Below are 2,156 nucleotides of genomic sequence, written 5' to 3'. Positions count from 1 at the left end.
GCGCCTTGCGATCCAAGCTCTTCATGGCCGCGCTCTCCGCCGTGCGATACAACCCCGACCTCAAGGCCTTCTACGAACGGCTTATCGGAAACAAAAAGACACCAAAAGGCGCACTCCTCGCCGTTGCCAGAAAGCTCGTCACCATCGCAAACGCGGTCCTCCGGCCTCAGCCCGAACCCGCCACAAACTGAGTTGATGACATCCCAAGATATTTTATGGTCATCCCGAGTGAGCGAAGCGAGACGAGGGATCTCGGGAGGCGTGCTCAGGCGGCGCGAAACGTGTTGTCCTGTTGACCTGACCCGGTTGTCCTGCGAACGATCCTTGCGGCATTGCCAACGCCATGGTGCCTTTCCTATCCTCCCGGGGCTCACCATATCGGGCCGGGCGCGCCTCTCGTTTGCGCCGCGCCAGAGGAGACGAACACCAACACCGGACCGCGCGGACCCGCACGACGGGCTGCGCCACGGATCACAACACGGGGGAACACAGACGATGACGACGCGCAGCACTCTGGTCGCCGGTCTTGCCACCGCGACCGCCATCGCCCTGGGCGGCGCCGCCCAGGCACAGGAGATGAAGATCGGCGCGATCGTGCCGATGACGGGCGACCTGCAGGCCTACGGCGAAACCACGCTGAACGGCATCCGCCTCGCCGAGAAGGAAATCAACGCCGCCGGCGGCGACATCTCCGTCGTGGTGGGCGACACCCAGACCGCGCCGCAGTCCGGCGTGGACGCGGCCCAGAAGCTGGTGTCCATCGAGAAGGTCAGCGGCCTGGTCGGCGCCCTGTCCTCGGGCGTGACCATCCCCATCGCGCAGTCCGTCTCCGCCGTCGTCGGCGTGCCGCAGATCTCGGGCGCGTCCACCTCGCCGGTCATCACCACCCTGAACGACAACGACTTCCTGTTCCGCACCGTGCCGTCCGATGCCGGCCAGGGCGTGGCGCTGGCCCAGGTGACCAAGGAGCGCGGCATCGACACCGCCGCGATCATGTACGTCAACAACGACTACGGGAAGGGCCTGGCCGACTCGTTCCAGAGCGCCTTCGAGGCCATGGGCGGCACCGTGACCCAGTCGGTCGGCTTCGAGAAGAACCAGGCCGCCTATCGGGGCGAGTTGCAGAACGCCGCCGACGGTGGGGCCGAGCATCTGGTGCTGATCGCCTATCCGGAAAGCGGTCAGACCATCCTGCGTCAGGCGCTGGAGGGCGGCACGTTCTCCCAGTTCATCTTCACCGACGGCATGAAGGCCCCCGAGCTGGTTGACGCCCTGGGCGCCGAGTACCTGAACGGCACCTTCGGCACCACCGCCAAGTCTCTGGAGAGCCAGGGCGGCCAGCATTTCGCCGACGCCTGGGTGGCCGAGTACGGCGCGGAGTCGGACAAGCCCTACCACGACACGGCCTATGACGCCGTCTATCTGCTGTCGCTGGCGGCGGTGAAGGCCGGTTCGACCGAACCGGACGCGGTGCGCGACGCCCTGCGCGATGTCGCCAACCCGCCCGGCGAGGTGGTGCATCCGGGCGAGTACGCCAAGGCCGTCGAGCTGCTGAAGGCCGGCGAGGACATCGACTACGAGGGCGCGGCCGGCTCGCAGAACTTCGACTCGAACGGCGACGTGGCCGGCACCTTCGAGCTGTGGGTGATCCAGGACGGCACGTTCGTCAGCGAAAAGGTGTTCGAGCCCGAAGCGATGTAGCATTCGGCGGAGAGAGGCTTTGACCGTCAGGACGGATGCCACCCCGACAACTAAGGGCACGACAACAAAGGGGGTGTCATCCTGAAGGAGCGGAGCGACTGAAGGATCTCGGGCCGGAGCGTGCAGCCGCCAGACGGGAGTCGCCCGGCCTCCCGAGATCCTTCGCCGCCTTCAGCGGCTCAGCATGACGCGAAAAAGGCGGCGACACCGGATTCCTTAAAGGGGGTGTCATCCTGAAGGAGCGGAGCGACTGAAGGATCTCGGGCCGGAGCGTGCAGCCGCCAGACGGGAGTCCGCCCGGCCTCCCGAGATCCTTCGCCGCCTTCAGCGGCTCAGCATGACGCGAAAAAGGCGGCGACACCGGATCCCTTAAAGGGTGTGTCATCCTGAAGGAGCGGAGCGACTGAAGGATCTCGGGCCGGAGCGTGCAGCCGCCAGACGGGAGTCGCCCGGCC

General features: G+C 66.4%; 1 protein-coding gene and 1 pseudogene. Both read left to right on the top strand.

All coding sequences use genetic code 11. The annotated features are described in order from the left end of the window. Window positions 1-191: pseudogene (locus GHC57_RS19690) on the top strand (IS110-like element ISEc32 family transposase); the annotation flags it as partial. Window positions 192-495: 304 nt separating this feature from the next. Beyond that, the gene (locus tag GHC57_RS18925; protein WP_153347191.1) at window positions 496-1,701 is read left to right on the top strand and encodes an ABC transporter substrate-binding protein; all 1,206 of its coding nucleotides are present in this window, start codon (window positions 496-498) and stop codon (window positions 1,699-1,701) included. Window positions 1,702-2,156: the final 455 nt, after the last annotated feature.

Source organism: Roseospira navarrensis (assembly GCF_009601025.1).
Lineage (GTDB): Bacteria > Pseudomonadota > Alphaproteobacteria > Rhodospirillales > Rhodospirillaceae > Rhodospira > Rhodospira navarrensis.
This window is presented reverse-complemented; position numbering and strand designations above follow the sequence as displayed.

Coding starts and splice junctions, on each gene's coding strand:
- GHC57_RS18925 (WP_153347191.1), top strand. CDS start 496: ATGACGACGCGCAGCACTCTGGTCGCCGGTCTTGCCACCGCGACCGCC.